The organism is Acinetobacter towneri DSM 14962 = CIP 107472, from assembly GCF_000368785.1.
In the GTDB taxonomy this organism is placed as follows: domain Bacteria; phylum Pseudomonadota; class Gammaproteobacteria; order Pseudomonadales; family Moraxellaceae; genus Acinetobacter; species Acinetobacter towneri.
This window is the reverse complement of sequence record NZ_KB849688.1, coordinates 76,409-93,995: the sequence shown is the minus strand read 5'-3', so window position 1 is coordinate 93,995 and position 17,587 is coordinate 76,409. Positions and strand designations below refer to the sequence as shown.

Genomic DNA, 17,587 nt, shown 5'->3' with positions numbered 1-17,587 from the left:
GATGGTTTACTCGTCATCAAAGTTGCCATCAGTGGATTCATTTTGCTCCAAAGAAGCATCAAAAATCAGAATGGCTTTACCATCAGTTTCAATCATGCCTTGTTCTTCAAGTGTTTTTAGAACACGCCCGACCATTTCACGTGAACAGCCGACAATACGACCAATTTCTTGGCGTGTAATACGAATTTGACGACCGTTTGGCAAAATCATGGCTTCTGGTTGCGCAGAAAGATCAATCAAGCAACGTGCAATACGACCAGACACATCTATAAAGGCAAGGTCAGTTACCTTACGTGTAGTATTTTTTAAACGACGTACCAGCTGTGCAAAAACGGCATAGCTTAAGTCAGGATATTGTTTGCTGAGTTCGTGGAAGTTTTCATAAGTAATTTCTGCAATTTCACAGACATCACGAGTACGAACTTCTGCAGTACGTTGTGGATTCGATTCAAACAGACCCATTTCCCCAAAAAAGTCGCCTGGATTCAAATATGCCACAACAATTTCGCGATCATCATCTTCGCGAAGAATAATTGATACTGAACCTTTTAAAATCAAATATAACGATTTAGATTCAGTCCCTGCATCAACAATAGTTGTCCGTTTTGGATAACGGTTGATGTATGCACGTTTTAATAATGCTTTGACTGAGTCAGGCAGTTGTCCAGGGGACAATGCATCAGTGCTCAGCTGTGAAAAGTTTGAAGTCATGCTAACGGTTCCGAAAATGGATAAATAATAGATCGCACAAGACCTAGTCTGAACTTGTCACACAGTAGAGATGAAATTCCTTATCAACTCAAGTTATGTTAGTGTACAAATACCCGTGTCAATTTATAGTTTTTTTTAGGTAGTTGCAATGCAAACAAGTGTTCAGTGGTTAGAGAACGTTGCTTTTGAAGCCAAATCAGAAAGTGGTCATTCTGTAGTGATGGATGGATCCGCAGAATATGGTGGTGAAAACCGTGGTCCACGTCCTATGGAGTTAATCTTAATGGGACTTGGTGGTTGTGCTTCATTCGATATTGTGACTATTTTAAAGAAATCACGCCAAGAAGTGACGCATGTTGAATGTCAGTTAAAAGCAGAACGTGCCGATAGCATCCCTGCCGTGTTCACCAAAATTCATTTGCATTTTGTGGTCAAAGGCAAGGCTGTCAAGGAAAAGCAGGTTGCGAAGGCGGTTGAACTTTCAGCAGAAAAGTACTGTTCTGCCAGTAAAATGCTATCTGATGGTGGCGTCGAAATTAGCCATGATTTTGAAATTATTGAACAAGATTAAGCTTTGACTGATAGGTCATACAATGGTTGGTATATTTTGCCAATCATTGTAACTAAATATTTCAAATGGCATAAATAACAATCAAAAGCCTTTAATTGATTGATATGCAAGTGTATGTCAATGACTCAACTAAAATAAAAAATTACCAGACTAAACTTGAAATTTACTTTAATCAGTCCAATATTATTACTGAAATCTATCTGTTAATTTTAATTAAGATTTTGAAAAATATATAAAAAATTTAATTGAAATTTACGCCTGCGTTCCCATATATCCATCAAGTACACAATTTGTTGTGAGGAATAACAAGAATGCGTTTTGAAAAGTTTACCAACCGACTACAGCAAGCTTTATCCGATGCCCAATCTCTTGCGATAGGGAAAGATCATACTGCCATTGAAGGCATTCACTTATTGGCGACTTTGCTCGAAGAAGCTTCCAATGTCAGTTTATTACAACAAGCAGGCGCAAACCTACGTGATTTGCAAAGCAAATTACAGCAAGCGATTGCTGATGCACCGACTTTGGCCAATCCAACAGGCGATATCAACTTAAGTCCAGATGCGGTTAAAGCCTTGAATTTGGCTGACAGTTTTGCCCAAAAAGCAGGTGATGAGTTTTTATCGACCGATTGGTTGATGCTGGGTTTGACCGAAGTGGGCGCGACCAAAACACTACTGAACAGTGTAGGCGTGACCTCAGATAGTTTGCGTAGCGTGATTGACAAAATTAGAGGGGATGAAAAAGTCATGAGCAATAATCACGAAGATCAACGTGACTCACTCAATAAATATACCATCGACTTAACTGAACGTGCGTTGGCGGGCAAGCTAGACCCTGTAATTGGTCGTGATGATGAAATCCGCCGTACCGTTCAGGTGTTGTCACGCCGTACCAAAAACAACCCAGTACTCATTGGTGAACCTGGTGTGGGTAAAACTGCGATTGTTGAAGGTTTGGCGCAGCGTATTGTGAATGGTGAAGTGCCTGAAAGTTTAAAAGGTAAACGTGTTTTATCTTTAGATTTGGGCTCATTGTTGGCAGGTGCGAAATATCGCGGTGAGTTTGAAGAACGCCTAAAAGCGGTCTTAAAAGACTTGGCGAAACAAGAAGGGGAAGTCATCTTATTTATTGATGAATTACACACACTTGTGGGTGCAGGTAAAGGCGATGGTGCCATGGATGCAGGCAATATGTTGAAACCTGCATTGGCGCGTGGCGAATTGCGCTGTGTGGGTGCAACCACTTTAGATGAGTATCGTCAATATATTGAAAAAGATGCAGCTTTAGAGCGTCGTTTCCAAAAAGTATTGGTTGATGAGCCAAGTGTAGAAGACACCATTGCAATTTTACGAGGTCTGAAAGAACGCTACGAAGTGCACCACGGGGTTAAAATTTTAGATTCGGCGATTATTGCCGCCGCTAAAATGTCGCACCGTTATATCACTGACCGTCAACTTCCCGACAAGGCAATTGATTTGGTGGATGAGGCAGCGTCACGGATTAAAATGGAGCTAGATTCTAAGCCTGAAGCCTTAGATAAATTAGAGCGCCGTTTAATTCAATTAAAACTGCAACTTGAAGCCGTGAAGAAAGATGAAGATGCAGGCAGCCGTGCTGAAGTTGCACATCTGGAAAAACAAATTATTGAAGTTCAAAATGAATACAATGATTTGGAAGAAGTTTGGAAAGCGGAAAAAACCTTGGTTGAAGGCACTAAGCAAATTCAGACTCAGCTTGATCAGGCACGTATGGCATTGCAAAAAGCGCAGCGTGAAAATGACTTGGCGGAAATGTCACGTTTACAATACGGTGTGATTCCTGAGTTGGAAAAACAACTGGCACAAGATGAGTTGGTTGAAGAGAAAGAAGAACCAAAATTATTGCGTAACAAAGTTACGGACAATGAAATTGCTGAAGTCGTGAGTGCTGCAACGGGCATTCCTGTATCGAAAATGCTGCAGGGTGAACGTGAAAAATTGCTACACATGGAAGATTTCTTGCATAACCGTGTGGTGGGGCAAGATGAAGCTGTGGTGGCGGTGTCGAATGCGGTACGTCGTTCACGCGCAGGTTTGTCTGATCCTAACCGTCCAAGTGGTTCGTTCCTGTTCCTTGGCCCAACAGGGGTAGGTAAAACAGAATTGACCAAAGCGTTAGCGAACTTCTTGTTTGACAGCGATGACGCCATGATTCGGATTGATATGTCTGAATTTATGGAAAAACACTCGGTCAGCCGTTTGGTCGGTGCGCCTCCAGGCTATGTCGGTTATGAAGAAGGTGGTGTATTAACCGAAGCAGTACGTCGTAAACCGTACAGTGTGGTGCTGTTTGATGAGGTGGAAAAAGCCCATCCAGACGTATTTAACATCTTGTTGCAGGTGTTGGATGATGGACGCCTAACCGACTCGCAAGGTCGCGTGGTGGACTTTAAGAACACTGTAATTGTGATGACTTCTAACTTGGGTTCACACGAAGTACGTGAATTGGGTGACAATCCAACACGTGAAGAAGTGCGTACCGTGGTCATGGCCGCAGTTTCACAACATTTCCGCCCTGAGTTTATTAACCGTATTGATGAGTTGGTGGTGTTCCATTCACTGGAAAAAGCACAAATTCGTGGCATTGCCGATATTCAATTGGATCGTTTACGTGCGCGTTTAAGCGAACGCGACTTGAGCTTGTCGATAGACGATACTGCATTTGATCAATTGATTGAAGCAGGTTTTGACCCAGTCTACGGTGCGCGTCCATTGAAACGTGCAATTCAGCAACAAGTGGAAAACACATTGGCGCAAAAAATCCTCGCAGGTGACTTTGTTGCAGGTGATACGATTTTAATTAAAGCTGAAAATGGTCATTTGCTGTTTGAAAAAATGAAACTCAGCTAATTGGCTATGTGTAAGCAACTTTTAAGAAACCCAGCTTCGGCTGGGTTTTTTATGACTGACAATTTAGGTCACATAAGTAAAATTTTTGGTAAAAAATGACAGCTATTTTTAATATTTTGTGATGAATATTGTATTTAAGTGATTTATTTGCAAAACAATTATCTTTTTTAAAGAAGATTAATTATAATTTATTGTTCAATAAGAATAGATAAATTCTGAGCAGAATCTATGTCAAAAATAGTATGGGGTGGAATGGGGGTTGCAGTGTTGGCAGGAGCTGTCACTGCAGGAAATTTATATGCAGATAAGAGCCTGCGTGAGCATTATCAACAAAATTTAAATCCTGTACCCAATGTGAGCGTCCAATATACGGACTACGACATGGGGACTTTAACAGGTACTGCCAAATGGAAAATGACCATTATTGCAGACCCATGTAATGCTAAAGAAAAACTGGTGTTTCACGGACAAGATCAAATTCAGCGGACATGGAAAGGTTACCAAATTGATTCTAAAATGAATCTGGAACAAGGGCAGGGACAATTTTCCGAGTTCTTTCAGCAGCCTCTAAATGTGACAACGCAAGTGAATTGGTTGGGTGTATCGACCACGAAATTGAGCATACCTGCTATAGAGAAAAAAGAAGCAGGACTTGAAGCTAAATTTTCTCCTATGCAGATTGAGTTTCAGGCGAAACAAAGTCAGGGGCAGCAGAAAATTGTAAATATGAGTTTTGATGTGCCTCAATTGACGGTGCTGGATCAATTTGGACATCTTCAAGTAAAAGGCATGCAGTTTAAAACCAATCAGGCTTTGAATGTGCAGTCTTTAGAGCCGGGCTATTTCCAATTCAGTATTGCAGAAATGCAGCGTCAAGACCCAAAAGCAGTGGGTTCAGGCAAAATGAAAGACTTCAGTTGGCGTATGGATACTCAACTGCATGAGCGCACGGTAGATATTCAATCGAAATTTAAAATTGCCGAGTTAGGTTTAAATAATGTGCCTGCCATGCAAGACCTGCAAGTGAATTGGGATGTTAAAAACTTGCAGCGCAGTAAAATGCAGACGTTTCTTGATATTGTGCAAAAACAAAACAACTCATGCCTAGAAGCGGAAAACTTTGAGAAAGATGTACAACAAGCCTTGTTGGCTGTGATTAATGAGGGCTTTCAGTTCGAATCCAAGAAGAATCAGTTGAAATTAGGCACAGGCAGTATTCGGGCAGATTTGGTTGGTAAAGTGATGCCAGGGCATCAAACCACTGTAGAAGGCTTAGCGAAAATGTTCCCAAGTTTGCTAGAAGTGCAAACCGATGTGAGTTTTAACAAACAAGTAGTCAAAACTATTATGAATAATTATATGAATGCTGCGGGTAAAAGCATGTCTGATCAAGAATTAGAACAGATGCTCAGTGCGATGCAAAGCAATCAGCAAATTCAACGTGATGGTGATGAATTTAAACTGTCGATGCATTATCAATATGGTGAAAAGAAGTTTTTAACTGGTCAATAATCTAGATACTGATCTACGATACAACAAAGCCTGTTCAAATGAACAGGCTTTGTTGTATTGCCATATCGTTTATTTAAACAGGCGGGTGCTGAATTTTCCAAGCACGGTGGATTTTGGTGTTGCGTTTGAAATCTTGCCCAATAGTTTCATGGCTAATTTCCTGCACATCAAACATGGCTTCAATTTCTTCATCCATTTCAAAACCACGGTAGTTGTTGGAGAAGTACAGCGTTCCGCCTGTGGTTAAGCGGTTCATGGCACGCTTAATTAAAGAAACGTGGTCGCGTTGTACGTCAAATGTTCCGTAGAACTTTTTAGAGTTTGAGAAAGTTGGTGGGTCAATAAAGATCAGATCATATTGTTCATGACCTTCTTTGAGCCATTCAAAACAATCACTGGCAAAGAATTGATGTTGTTCATCGGCATGGTCTACCGTTAAACCATTCAATACAAAGTTTTCTTTAGACCAATTCAAATAAGTATTGGATAAATCGACGCTGGTGGTACTTGCTGCACCGCCAAGCGCGGCATGTAAACTTGCAGTTGAGGTATAACTGTATAAATTCAGGAAGTGCTTGCCACGTGCTTCTTTGGCAATACGTAAACGCATTTGACGATGGTCAAGGAACAAGCCTGTATCTAGGTAGTCGGTGAGGTTAACCAAAATTTTAGCCTGACCTTCTTGCACAATAAAACGCTTCGAGGCGGTACTTTGTTTGGTGTACTGGTTTTTACCTTCCTGACGGGCACGGGTTTTAATAAATACCGCATCACGCCCTAAACCTGTCACGGCACGAATGGCTTGTAAGGCAAGGTTAAAACGCTTTTTGGCTTTTTCAGGATCAATTTTTTTCGGCGGCGCATATTCCTGCACGTGCAAACGGTCGCCGTATAAATCGACTGCGACATTAAAGTCAGGTAAGTCCGCATCGTATAAACGCAGGCAATGCACATTTTCTTTCACCGCCCATTTTTTCAGGCTTTGCATGTTTTTTTGCAAACGGTTGGTGAAATCTTCTGCGCCTTCAATGGGTTCAAACTGTTGCGGTTGCCAATCTGCTAGGAATGGGCGTGCGAATGTTGCAGGTTTGATCGTACCAAAACGGACATAAATTGGCAGTTTACCGTTCATCAAACGTAAAATTTGCGGGTCATTGAAAGCCAACACATCGGCTTGTTCAACTTGGGCTGCAATGACGGCTGCTTTTTGATTTGGGAAATGCTTTTGCAAGAGGGCAGACAGACCCAAATATAAGGCACGGTTCGAGGCTTTATCGCCCAAACGCTCACCATAAGGTGGGTTGGTTACAATAAAGGCCTTTTTACCTTCGGCTTGAAAGTCGGGCCAGTCAGCCAAAGTACGTTCTTCAATTTGAATCTGATCGAGCAGACTTTCAAAACCTGCTGCAATAATATTTTGCTTGGTGGCTTTGACTGCTTCCCAGTCGGCATCGAAAGCATAAAATTTTGGCAATGGTTGTTGTAATGCAGTTTGATGGCGTTCTGCCGCTTCTGCTTTAATGCTCATCCACAATTCATGGTCGTGACCTTGCCAACCGTTAAAACCAAAACGACGTACCAAACCCGGTGCACGGTCAGTCAGCATCATCAATGCTTCAATAATAAACGTGCCCGAACCACACATTGGGTCTAAAATAATGTCGGGTTGAATTTGTTGTAATTGACCTTTTTGCAGAATCGCTGCGGCAAGGTTTTCTTTAATTGGGGCATCGGTCATAAAACGACGATAGCCGCGTTTATGCAAGGAATCGCCAGATAAATCGAGGCAGTATGTATGTTCTTTTTTGCCTGCTAACACGTATAAGGTAATTTCAGGCTGTTTGATGTCAATGCTTGGACGTTTGCCCACTGCATCCATAAATGAATCGACCACACCATCTTTAACGCGCAAGGTCGCAAATTGGCTGTTCACTTTAATGTCACGCTCTATATGCAAACGCACTGCAAAAGTACTTTGTGGCGCAAAAATCAGTGACCAGTCAAAGCTCAGCGCACCTTCATAAAGCTCTTCGGCTACATCGCGCGCGTCGTGACTAAATTCAATTTCGTGTGTGTGAATTGGTGTAAGGACACGTGAGGCTAAACGTGACCACATACAGACACGGTAGGCATTTTCGAGTGTGCCTTTGAAAATTAAACGACCCGGTAAACGTTCGATATTTTGAATACCTAAACCTTGCATTTCTTCTTGCAATAAGGTTTCAAGTCCATCTGCACAGGTGACCCAATATGTAGAAAGACGGGGTTTCGAATTCATGAAAATTTCCAAAAGCAATTCAGCAATCGGCTATTTTAACGTATTTTGTGTTGGAAAACTTAGTGATTTAGCGTGAATCGCGCAGAATTTTAAAGGTTTGGGTTTTAGAGGCTTTAGCGCGATTTTTTAATGTTTTCGTTTTTCTGAAAATGACGTGAGGATGTTGAGGCAACCCAATAAATTTTTTGAGTGATTGTTTTGCGCCAGAATTAAAACCTGAATATTCACATGATTGGTATGTATTTTGCTAATGCTTTGTTGTGATGATGAACATACCGCAGATGGGCATCGAATACTGCAAAACAACAATGAAGCCATGAGGGGAATATTTGAATGACAACAGCTACTTTAACCACGGCACATGATTTAACAGCGAATAACGAGGTTTTTTCAGTCGCGACTTTAATTTATACACGATTAAGACGTGTCAGTGGACGTGTGATTGATGTGATGTATCTGGTGGAAAATCCAAACTATGCACGTGATGTGTTGCAATTGGCACTTGCCACACAAGATGACGAATTGCGTCGTTATGTCGTGCGCTTAAATAGTATGTTGGGTGTGTTAATGGATGCTGATGCAGAAATAACGCCGCCGCAGACCGCAGCGCAGCAATTGGTTGCAGTAGAAAATATGGAAAATATAGATGATTTGACTGAACCGACAGCCGAAGAAATTTATCAGGCGCAGGTGTCACATCATTATATTGGTGCATTGCGTTGAGTGGGGAATGGCACGGACTTTGCCTACACAGCCTTAATGTTGTGTAGGTTGTTGTATGTGAAGATTGATCAACCAGATATTTATCAACCTCATATCAAGATGATTGGCTAGCAGAGCAGTTAAATATAAATGCCATCCTTTCACATCGCTTTGTAGAGTATTAAGCATGAAAGAAAGTGTAGATGAGTCTGCATGACTTAATTTTTAAAATCATAAGTTTCTTTTGACTAAATCATGCCAAGTTACACTGCTTTGCCAAATCAATTTCTGTATAATGCGTTAACTTAACGTATAAGGAATCTCTCATGCATTTGGCGGCATTGCATACTCCGAGCCAGATTCAATTGAATAAAGATGGGCATTTAAAACACTTTTTAACCATCGAAGGTCTTTCCAAAGAAACCCTCACCCAAATTCTGGACACAGCACAGTCCTTTTTCAATGAACAAAACCAACTGATCACCAATAATTTGCTCGAAGGGCGCACGGTGATGAATTTGTTCTTCGAAAACTCTACTCGTACCCGCACCACATTTGAAGCCGCAGCCAAGCGTCTTTCTGCCAATGTACTCAATATTGATATTGCCCGTTCAAGTACCTCTAAAGGTGAAACTTTGCGTGACACTTTGTGGAACTTAGAGGCGATGGCTGCTGACATTTTTGTGGTGCGTCATTCATCTTCAGGTGCAGCACATTTTATTGCTAAAACGGTTTGCCCAAAGGTTGCCATTATTAATGCGGGTGATGGCCGTCATGCACATCCAACGCAAGCGATGTTGGATATGCTGACCATTCGCCGTGAAACCCAACGACCTTATGAAGAATTAAGTGTTGCGATTATTGGTGATATCAAACATTCACGCGTGGCGCGTTCCGATGTGGCTGCCTTGCAAACACTGGGCTGTAAAGACATTCGCGTGATTGCACCGAACACCTTGTTGCCCTACGGTTTTGATGAATATGGCGCAGGCGTGCGTTTATTTAACAAAATGGAAGAAGGCATTAAAGATTGCGACGTGATTATCACCCTGCGTATTCAAAATGAACGTATTGATTCGCCAGCACTTGCCTCACAAGCCGAATTCTACAAAATGTACGGTTTAAACAAAGAGCGTTTGGCGCTTGCAAAACCAAACTGTATTGTGATGCATCCTGGTCCAATGAACCGTGGTGTCGAAATTGATTCAAGCATTGCCGATGGGCCTCAATCGGTGATTTTAAATCAAGTAACCAACGGTATTGCGGTACGTATGGCGGTATTGGCCTTGGCGATGCAAGGTCAATTGCAAGAACAAGGTTTGATTGACGCGATTGCGGTATAAGGAAAAAGTCATGGCGATTGTAAAAATTGAAAATGTACGTGTGCTTGACCCAATCCAGCAAATTGACCGCGTACAAACGGTATATCTTGAAAATGGCAAGTTGGTTGCAGAAAGTGCAGATATTAGCGAAAGCATAGATGCCCAAGGTCAATGGCTCATGCCAACTATGGTCGATTTATGCGCACGTTTACGTGAACCTGGTCAGCAACAACATGGCACGCTCAAATCTGAAGGCAAGGCCGCACGTGAAAACGGAATTCTGCACTTATTTACGCCACCCGATTCTAAACCAATCGTGCAAGACAACGGTGCACTCATTCATGGTTTGGTCGAAAAAGCCATGTTGGATGGTGGCATTTATTTAGAAGTGATTGGTGCACAAACTCAAGGTTTAAACGGCAAGCAGCCTGCCAATATGGCGGGACTGAAAAAAGGCGGCTGTAGTGCAGTGTCCAATGCCAATGCACCTTTTGAAGATGATGATGTCGTGATTCGCACACTGGAATATGCTGCAGGTTTGGACATGACCGTGGTGTTCTATGCCGAAGAACCGCAAATTGCTAAAGATGGCTGTGTGCATGAAGGTTTTATTGCATCGCGTCAGGGCTTGCCTATGATTCCAACTTTGGCAGAAACCGTAGCGATTGCCAAATATTTGCTGATGATTGAAGCCACAGGTGTACGTGCGCATTTTGGCTTATTGTCTTGTGGTGCATCAGTTGAATTGATTCAACAAGCTAAAGCCAAAGGTTTACCTGTCACTTGCGATGTGGCGATGCATCAACTGCATTTAACCGATCAAATTATTGATGGTTTTAACTCGTTAGCGCATGTACGTCCGCCACTGCGCTCAGAGCAAGACAAAGCATTACTGCGTCAAGGTGTAAAAGATGGTGTGATTGATGCGATTTGTACTCATCATGAGCCGTTAAATAGCTCTGCAAAAATGGCACCATTTGCAGATACTTTGTCAGGTTTTACTGCATTTGATACTTATATTCCATTTGGGATTCAACTGATTCAGGAAGGTCTGTTCAGTCCATTGGAATGGGTAGAAAAAGTGACACTTGCACCTGCGCGTGTGGCAAAAATGCAAAGTCGTTGGGAACAGGAAGCGGGTTGGGTCTTGGTTGATCCAGAAGTGGAATGGACACTGAACAAAGAAACGATTGTGTCACAAGGCAAAAATACGCCTTTGATTAATCAAGTTGTAAAAGGCAAAGCAGTACGCGTCTTTACTGCTTAATATGCTCTGATTGATATTTTATTTTCAAGTTTAAATAAGAGTCAGCTTCGGCTGGCTTTTTTATTGAATTTTAACAATCCCCAAATAGAAAATCGAAGAAGAGACTCTACATTCCGTTGACTCAAATTTCACAACAAAATCAAAACACCACAATTTATTACATTTGTTTAAATTTTAAGCATATACACTAAAAAACAACTTGAAAACAAAGACAAAAAAGAGGGCATATATATGCAAACAGATTTTATAGACTTGCTCAAACAAAGTGTGTCATCCATTGTATTGGAAGGGGAAACCCAGCATTTGCTTGAAAAAAATCAGGCATTAAATAGTTTTTATCCCATTTTATTGTCTATTTTAAATTCACGACCTCAACTGATTGACAATCTGCTGCGACAACTGAATCCACGTGTGGGCGATGTATTTGGTTCAAATCTATCTTTAAAACAGCAGTTTTTAGATTTGGTCAGCGGCACAGCACCGCAAACCGAAATTGAAAACACCCTGAATCGTTCAATTGCACCAAGTTTAAACTTTTTGGAAAATCAGGCAGGTTCATCTGACCCAGTTGCCATTCAGCATTTACTGCAAAACAATTTAGATTCAATTCAGGCGGCTTTACCGCAGTGGGCAACAGCATTATTGGCTGCTTTGGGGGTAAATAATGCTGCGGGCCAAACCGTACATCAAGCACCTGAAGTCATTGTGACTGAGCCCGTAGAAGAACGCCGTTCGTGGTTATTGCCAATTTTAGCTTTAATTATTTTAATTGGTTTATTGGCATTTTTATTCCGTGCATGTAGTGACCGCAACCAAGCGCCTGCAACCACACAGACCCAAGTGGCAGCCATTCAGGCTGCAATGTTGCAAGTCAGTACAGGCAGTGATGGTAATTTGGTGACCTGTCAAATTTTGCTGAATAATCCAAGCTATATGGAAATTCTGCAGAATGAAGTGAAGCAAATTTTCAATCATCCAACAGGTTGTGGTGCAGAAAATTTTGCCAACTATCATTCGGAATTTATTGATCAGGACGTGATTCCAAGCGTTTTAAAAATGCTGAAAGGTGTACCGAATGTCAATTTAAACTGGGTGGGTAATCAACTGTCTATTCAAGCCGCGAACCCTGCCGATGCAGAGCGTTTAGCCAGTCAAATTCGTCCATTGGCTAAAAACATGACTGTAGTGACTCAGCAACCTGCAGAAACTACAGTAACCGATGTTAATCAGGCTGTAACCAGCAGTATTAGCAATGCCGAGCAGGCTTTGGCTGCAATTAATCCTGACAATATTCAAGCTTTGGATATTGCGACGGCACTCAATATGCAAATCATTAATTTTGATTCTGCATCGACTGAAATTCCAGCAGCCAATAAGTCTATTTTAGATCAGGCTGCGGTATTGATGCAGCGCGCGCCACAAGTGCAATTAACCGTGAAAGGGCATACCGATGCCGTAGGTGATGCCAATGCCAACAAAACTTTGTCACAACAACGTGCGCAAGCAGTGGTCGATTATTTAGTATCACGTGGTGTAAATCCGGGTCAATTGCAAGCCATTGGTTTTGGTTCAGAGCAGCCGATTGCGGCAAATGCAACGCCAGAAGGTCAATTTAAAAACCGCCGTATTGAGTTTGAAGTCTTGAATGTAGATACAGGCACGGTGCGTAGTGTGGAAGATGCTGGCGTGGTAGAGCAAAAGGCGCCTCAATCTTAAAATAGGTCTATTTTCTTGTAAGCCTTCACTTTGCAAAGTGAAGGCTTTTTTATTGTGGATCAATCCCGAAGTATTGTGCAAATATCGAAATTGAAAGTAATTTTTGGATGCTCTTTGGTTTGAGGAATAGTTTTATAAATCAGTGATTTATTGGTTTTGTTGAGTGGAAAAGTATAGGAGTCAAAATAAACTCTCTCCCTTGTATTAAGTTTTAAAGCAGTGCATCAAAACTTGCAAAGGAGAGGGTTATTCACTCGAGATAAATTCATCAAGCTGCGACTTTTTGTAAGGCAACACCTGTGACTTTTTGAATTTCATCAAAACTGACATCGGGTGCAAGTTCAATCAACTTTACGCCTTGTGGAGTAATATCAAGCACGCCTAAGTCGGTAATGATACGATGCACCACCGCTTTACCTGTGAGTGGCAAACTGCACTGCGATACAATTTTAGGCGTACCATCTTTGGCACAATGTTCCATCAGCACTACAACTTTTTGTACGCCTGCAACCAAATCCATTGCACCGCCCATACCTTTAACTTTCTTGCCTGGAATCATCCAGTTGGCAAGATCGCCTTGTTCAGAAACTTCCATTGCCCCTAAAATAGCGATATTGACATGCCCGCCACGAATCATGGCAAAGGAATCTGCGCTAGAGAAAAAAGCCGCACCTTTACGCGCTGTCACAGTTTGTTTACCTGCATTGATCAGGTCGGCATCTACAGTTTCGGCAGTTGGGAACTCACCAATGCCAAGCAAGCCATTTTCGGACTGTAACCAGACATTGATATGTTCAGGAATATAATTGGCGACCAGTGTGGGTAAGCCAATGCCTAAATTGACATAAAAACCATCTTCTAATTCTTGTGCAGCGCGCTGCGCCATTTGATTACGCGTCCAAGCCATGTCTTAAGCCTCCGCCTTTAAAGTCATTTGTTCAATCCGTTTTTCTGGGCTTGCATTGAGGACAATGCGGTTCACATAAATACCAGCTAAGTGGATTTCGTCGGGGTCTAAATCGCCAATTTCAACGATTTGTTCAACTTCGGCAATGGTGATTTTGCCTGCCATAGCACAAACAGGATTAAAGTTTTGTGCTGTTTTACGGAAAATAAGATTACCCGCTTTATCTGCTTTGTAGGCTTTGACCAAAGCGACATCTGCAGTCAAAGATTCTTCTAAAATATAATCTTTGCCGTTAAATTCACGGACTTCTTTGCCTTCTGCAATGACAGTGCCTACACCTGTTGGGGTGAAAAATGCAGGAATACCTGCACCGCCTGCGCGTAGTTTTTCTGCCAGTGTGCCTTGCGGGGTGAGTTCAACTTCCAATTCACCGCTTAAAAACTGGCGTTCAAATTCTTTATTTTCGCCGACATAAGATGAAATCATTTTTTTGATTTGTTTGGTTTCAAGCAATAAGCCTAAACCAAAACCATCGACGCCAGCGTTATTAGAAATACAAGTCAGTTGTTTGACGCCTGTATCTTTTAACGCAGCAATCAAGGCTTCAGGAATACCGCATAGACCAAAACCGCCCACCGCCAAGGTATGCCCATCTTGAACCACGCCATTTAATGCAGCTTGTGCGCTGTCATATACTTTATTGGACATTTGTCACCTCTATTTATTCTCTGCACGGCATTCACTTGCCATGTTGTGTTGTTGTCATCCTTGTCGCTTATGTTCCAAAGTTATTGAGGATGAAATGGGTTTTAAGCACAAACCTTTTGCCAGTAGGCATTGGCATAGTGAGATGGATTATCACGCTGTAAGATATTGCTGATGTTGCGACTGGCTTGCATCAGCGGCTCTAACCGCACACCTGTTTCAAAACCCATCTTGGACAGTAAATAGTACAAGTCTTCGGTAGACACATTGCCCGATGCACCTTTGGCATACGGACAGCCACCCAAACCAGCAATGGATGAATCAAATACACGAATGCCTTGTAAGAGCGATTGATAAATATTGGCAATCGCCATGCCGTAAGTATTGTGAAAATGACCTGCTAAAACTTTGGCATCGACCTGTGCCAAACATGCATCCCAGACTTTTTGCACACGGTCAGGGGTTGCTGTACCAATGGTTTCACCCAAAGACACTTCATAGCAGCCCATGTCCAATAATTGCTGTGTGACTTTTGCGACTTGTTTCGGGTCAATTGCGCCTTCATAAGGACAGTCCACCATACAAGATACATAACCACGCACGCGAATGTTGTGCGCTTTGGCTTGACGCATGACATCGCTAAATTTTTCCAAACTTTCTTCAATTGAGCAGTTGATATTTTTTCGGGTAAAGCTTTCAGAAGCGGCGGTAAACACGGCAACTTCTTTGCAACCCACCGCCAAAGCCGACTCAAAACCTTTTGAGTTTGGGGTCAGTAAACTGAATTGAATGTTTGGGTTTTGTGGCAGGCTGGCAAACAGCACATCGCTGTCTGCCATTTGCGGTACCCATTTGGCCGATACGCAAGAACCGACTTCAATGCTGCTTAAACCTGTTTGCATTAAATCCAAAATCAGGTTTTTACGATCTGCCAAAGTGAGTGGTGTTTTCTCATTTTGCAGACCATCTCGTGGGCCAACCTCTACAATTTTGACAAATTCAGTCATGCAACTTCCTCCGTCAAGGCTTCAAATTCAACCAGTTCATCGCCTGCTTTGACCTGATCGCCCGCTTGGAAGTACGAACTTGCCACAATGCCATCGAAAGGCGCACGAATTGAATATTCAATTTTCATGGCTTCCAGTGTCATCAGTACATCATCTTTTTTCACACGGGCATTGGCTGCCACCAAAACTTGGGTGATTACACCCGGCATTGGTGCAGTCAGATTGTTGGCATTGTCTTGTTGATCATCGCTGTTAAAGTTTGCTTGTACATAGCTAAACACATGACGCTGACCGTTTTGGAACAGGGTGATGCCTTGCGCATGTTGGTTAAATGCTATTTTTTGTTGCTGACCATTGATACAAACCTGTAGACGATGTGCATCCAAAAGCTCGCCTTGAACGCTCAGCGTTTGCCCATTGTAGTGAGCCTCAAAACCAGAAGTGCATGGTTTTAACTGGATTTTGAGTGTTTGGTCATTGCACTGTAATTGCACTGTGTGGGCGCTTTGCTGATTTAAGCGCCAGAAGTGGTCTTTTTGCCAAACCGCGTTGTTTGCCGCTTTGTTGTTTTGAATACGAGAAAGTACATCAATTAACGCAGCTGCAACGACAGTTTCTGTAGCGACTTCAGGTTTTGCGTTAAGTAAAAATGCTTCCTCACGTTGAATAAGCCCTGTATCCAAATTGGCATGTTTAAAGGAATCACACAGCACCAAACGATCCAAGAATGCAATGTTGTTGCCTAAACCATCGACGTGGAACTGACCTAAAGCATGGTGCATTTGCGTTAATGCTGCTTCACGGTTTTTACCCCAAACAATCAGTTTGGCAATCATTGGGTCGTAGTAGGTGCTGATTTCATCACCTTCGACAATCCCGCTATCGACACGTACGGCATCATTTTGCTCTGGATAATGCAGATAGCTGATTTGACCAATGGCAGGAATAAAGCCTTTTTCTGGTTCTTCGGCATACACACGCGCTTCAAGGGCATGACCATGAATTTGCAATTCATGTTGCTGTTTTGGCAATGGCTCACCAAAAGCAACTCGCAATTGCCACTCAACCAAGTCTTGCCCTGTAATCATTTCTGTGACGGGGTGTTCGACCTGCAAGCGGGTATTCATTTCCATGAAATAAGCAGTACCGTCTTGCTCGACAATAAACTCTACCGTACCTGCGCCCACGTAATTTACAGCACGTGCGGCATCAATTGCGGCTTGGCGCATAGTTTCGAGTTTATCTTCTGGCATTTTTGGTGCAGGTGCTTCTTCAAGCACTTTTTGGTGGCGACGTTGTACCGAGCAATCACGTTCAAACAAATGCACGTAGTTGCCGTGAGTATCGCCAAAAACCTGTACTTCAATATGACGTGGTTGAATCACATAGCGTTCAATCAGCACGTCTTCGTTGCCAAAGCTAGAACGTGCTTCACTTTTACATGAAGCGAGTGAGCTGAGAAAGTCTTCACTGCGTTCTACTAAACGCATGCCTTTACCGCCACCGCCTGCACTGGCTTTAATGAGCATAGGATAACCAATGCTGTCGGCTTGTTGCTTTAAAAATGCCGCATCTTGATTGCTGCCGTGGTAGCCCGGAGTTAGTGGCACACCTGCTTTTTCCATCAAGGCTTTAGAGGTTGCTTTTAGACCCATCGCCAAAATGGCTTCAACTGGCGGGCCAATAAAAACAATATTGTTGTCTTTACAGGCAAGTGCGAATTGGTCATTTTCAGATAAGAAACCATAACCCGGGTGAATCGCTTGTGCACCTGTGCTTTTGGCTGTCTGAATAATACGTTCAACTTGCAAATAACTTTGTGCCGCAGGCGATTCACCAATATAAATGGCTTCGTCTGCCAGTTTAACGTGTTGTGATTGCGCATCGGCATCTGAATACACCGCGACAGTCGCAATCCCAAGTTTTTTTGCGGTACGAATTACACGGCAGGCAATTTCACCACGGTTGGCAATTAAAATCTTTTCAAACATCGTGCGA

General features: G+C 42.5%; 13 protein-coding genes. 7 read left to right on the top strand and 6 right to left on the bottom strand.

What is annotated here, in order from left to right:
- Window positions 1-6: 6 nt before the first annotated feature.
- The gene (gene crp, locus F947_RS01980) at window positions 7-711 is read right to left on the bottom strand and encodes a cAMP-activated global transcriptional regulator CRP (protein WP_004971566.1); all 705 of its coding nucleotides are present in this window, start codon (window positions 709-711) and stop codon (window positions 7-9) included.
- A 148-nt stretch (window positions 712-859) separates the two neighbouring features.
- On the opposite strand from crp, the gene F947_RS01975 reads away from it, so the two are divergent.
- From F947_RS01975 to F947_RS01965, 3 genes are all read left to right on the top strand, one after another.
- Window positions 860-1,282, top strand: coding sequence for an OsmC family protein (locus F947_RS01975; RefSeq protein ID WP_004971563.1), 423 nt, complete (start codon window positions 860-862; stop codon window positions 1,280-1,282).
- A gap of 311 nt (window positions 1,283-1,593) precedes the next feature.
- Window positions 1,594-4,173: an ATP-dependent chaperone ClpB gene (clpB, locus tag F947_RS01970; RefSeq protein ID WP_004971561.1), complete on the top strand. Its 2,580-nt coding sequence runs from the start codon at window positions 1,594-1,596 to the stop codon at window positions 4,171-4,173.
- Between the two features lie 228 nt (window positions 4,174-4,401).
- Window positions 4,402-5,685 (top strand): DUF945 family protein, encoded by a 1,284-nt coding sequence (locus F947_RS01965; protein WP_004971558.1) that lies wholly within the window; start codon window positions 4,402-4,404, stop codon window positions 5,683-5,685.
- A gap of 73 nt (window positions 5,686-5,758) precedes the next feature.
- Here the strand turns inward: F947_RS01965 and rlmKL are convergent, their stop codons facing one another.
- The gene (gene rlmKL, locus F947_RS01960; protein ID WP_004971555.1) at window positions 5,759-7,963 is read right to left on the bottom strand and encodes a bifunctional 23S rRNA (guanine(2069)-N(7))-methyltransferase RlmK/23S rRNA (guanine(2445)-N(2))-methyltransferase RlmL; all 2,205 of its coding nucleotides are present in this window, start codon (window positions 7,961-7,963) and stop codon (window positions 5,759-5,761) included.
- 333 nt (window positions 7,964-8,296) lie between these two features.
- On the opposite strand from rlmKL, the gene F947_RS01955 reads away from it, so the two are divergent.
- The 4 genes from F947_RS01955 (at window position 8,297) to F947_RS01940 (ending at window position 12,970) form a co-directional block, all read left to right on the top strand.
- Window positions 8,297-8,686 carry a hypothetical protein gene (locus F947_RS01955; protein WP_004971553.1) on the top strand — a complete coding sequence of 130 codons (390 nt, stop codon included), beginning with the start codon at window positions 8,297-8,299 and terminating at the stop codon, window positions 8,684-8,686.
- 305 nt (window positions 8,687-8,991) lie between these two features.
- The gene (locus tag F947_RS01950; protein ID WP_004971550.1) at window positions 8,992-10,008 is read left to right on the top strand and encodes an aspartate carbamoyltransferase catalytic subunit; all 1,017 of its coding nucleotides are present in this window, start codon (window positions 8,992-8,994) and stop codon (window positions 10,006-10,008) included.
- Window positions 10,009-10,018: 10 nt separating this feature from the next.
- Window positions 10,019-11,254 (top strand): dihydroorotase, encoded by a 1,236-nt coding sequence (locus tag F947_RS01945; RefSeq protein ID WP_004971548.1) that lies wholly within the window; start codon window positions 10,019-10,021, stop codon window positions 11,252-11,254.
- Between the two features lie 231 nt (window positions 11,255-11,485).
- Entirely contained in the window at window positions 11,486-12,970 is a 1,485-nt protein-coding gene (locus F947_RS01940) for an OmpA family protein (protein ID WP_004971546.1), read from the top strand.
- Window positions 12,971-13,238: 268 nt separating this feature from the next.
- Here F947_RS01940 and F947_RS01935 read toward each other — a convergent pair whose 3' ends face one another.
- The 4 genes from F947_RS01935 to F947_RS01920 form a co-directional block, all read right to left on the bottom strand.
- Entirely contained in the window at window positions 13,239-13,877 is a 639-nt protein-coding gene (locus tag F947_RS01935; RefSeq protein ID WP_004971544.1) for a CoA transferase subunit B, read from the bottom strand.
- Between the two features lie 3 nt (window positions 13,878-13,880).
- On the bottom strand, window positions 13,881-14,585 hold the full coding sequence (locus F947_RS01930; RefSeq protein ID WP_004971542.1) for a CoA transferase subunit A: 705 nt from the start codon (window positions 14,583-14,585) through the stop codon (window positions 13,881-13,883).
- 101 nt (window positions 14,586-14,686) lie between these two features.
- On the bottom strand, window positions 14,687-15,589 hold the full coding sequence (locus F947_RS01925; RefSeq protein WP_004971540.1) for a hydroxymethylglutaryl-CoA lyase: 903 nt from the start codon (window positions 15,587-15,589) through the stop codon (window positions 14,687-14,689).
- Complete coding sequence (locus tag F947_RS01920; RefSeq protein WP_004971536.1) at window positions 15,586-17,580, bottom strand: acetyl/propionyl/methylcrotonyl-CoA carboxylase subunit alpha; 1,995 nt, start codon at window positions 17,578-17,580, stop codon at window positions 15,586-15,588. Before F947_RS01920 ends, F947_RS01925 begins: the two co-directional genes overlap by 4 nt.
- Between the last annotated feature and the right edge of the window lie 7 nt (window positions 17,581-17,587).

Excerpts from the sequence above, each read along its gene's own strand:
- clpB (WP_004971561.1), top strand. The coding sequence starts at position 1,594 with ATGCGTTTTGAAAAGTTTACCAACCGACTACAGCAAGCTTTATCCGAT.
- F947_RS01955 (WP_004971553.1), top strand. The coding sequence starts at position 8,297 with ATGACAACAGCTACTTTAACCACGGCACATGATTTAACAGCGAATAAC.
- F947_RS01925 (WP_004971540.1), bottom strand. The coding sequence starts at position 15,589 with ATGACTGAATTTGTCAAAATTGTAGAGGTTGGCCCACGAGATGGTCTG.
- F947_RS01930 (WP_004971542.1), bottom strand. The coding sequence starts at position 14,585 with ATGTCCAATAAAGTATATGACAGCGCACAAGCTGCATTAAATGGCGTG.
- F947_RS01940 (WP_004971546.1), top strand. The coding sequence starts at position 11,486 with ATGCAAACAGATTTTATAGACTTGCTCAAACAAAGTGTGTCATCCATT.
- F947_RS01950 (WP_004971550.1), top strand. The coding sequence starts at position 8,992 with ATGCATTTGGCGGCATTGCATACTCCGAGCCAGATTCAATTGAATAAA.
- F947_RS01965 (WP_004971558.1), top strand. The coding sequence starts at position 4,402 with ATGTCAAAAATAGTATGGGGTGGAATGGGGGTTGCAGTGTTGGCAGGA.
- rlmKL (WP_004971555.1), bottom strand. The coding sequence starts at position 7,963 with ATGAATTCGAAACCCCGTCTTTCTACATATTGGGTCACCTGTGCAGAT.
- F947_RS01975 (WP_004971563.1), top strand. The coding sequence starts at position 860 with ATGCAAACAAGTGTTCAGTGGTTAGAGAACGTTGCTTTTGAAGCCAAA.
- F947_RS01920 (WP_004971536.1), bottom strand. The coding sequence starts at position 17,580 with ATGTTTGAAAAGATTTTAATTGCCAACCGTGGTGAAATTGCCTGCCGT.
- crp (WP_004971566.1), bottom strand. The coding sequence starts at position 711 with ATGACTTCAAACTTTTCACAGCTGAGCACTGATGCATTGTCCCCTGGA.
- F947_RS01935 (WP_004971544.1), bottom strand. The coding sequence starts at position 13,877 with ATGGCTTGGACGCGTAATCAAATGGCGCAGCGCGCTGCACAAGAATTA.
- F947_RS01945 (WP_004971548.1), top strand. The coding sequence starts at position 10,019 with ATGGCGATTGTAAAAATTGAAAATGTACGTGTGCTTGACCCAATCCAG.